Source organism: Phyllobacterium phragmitis (assembly GCF_002980495.1).
In the GTDB taxonomy this organism is placed as follows: Bacteria; Pseudomonadota; Alphaproteobacteria; order Rhizobiales; family Rhizobiaceae; genus Paramesorhizobium; species Paramesorhizobium phragmitis.
Window position 1 is genome coordinate 1 of sequence record NZ_PVBR01000103.1, and the last position, 397, is coordinate 397.

At 57.2% G+C, this 397-nt stretch carries 1 pseudogene; it reads right to left on the minus strand.

From position 1 onward, the window contains the following. Positions 1-130: 130 nt before the first annotated feature. A pseudogene (locus tag C5748_RS27525) lies at positions 131-319 on the minus strand (helix-turn-helix domain-containing protein); the annotation flags it as partial. Positions 320-397: the final 78 nt, after the last annotated feature.

Below are 397 nucleotides of genomic sequence, written 5' to 3' on the forward strand. Positions count from 1 at the left end.
ACCTCATTCGCTCCATCAACGACAAGGCCAGCCTCAAGGTCAGACGGAAAACGCTCGGATGGGACGACGATTATCTCGAAACCGCAATAACCGCAGCACACAAATGATTTTTCAAGCGATTCCCCTGCTGCCGGTAGGGCCGGCGCGAGCGGTCCGTCAATCCGTGCAGTCCGCTGTCGCGATAGCGTTGCAGCAGTTTGTGGCCGGTCTTGCGCGAAATGTTGAATTCGCGGCACACCGCCGCCATCTTCTCGCCGTCCAGCAGGCGAGCGATGAACTTCAGCCGTTCATCCATAAGGCTACACTCCTTCCACGGCACTCCGCGATCCTCCGCAAAGCGCCAATTGTGTAACCTATGTGTCCGCAATGAACTGTGACCCATGTCTCGGGTAGGTCA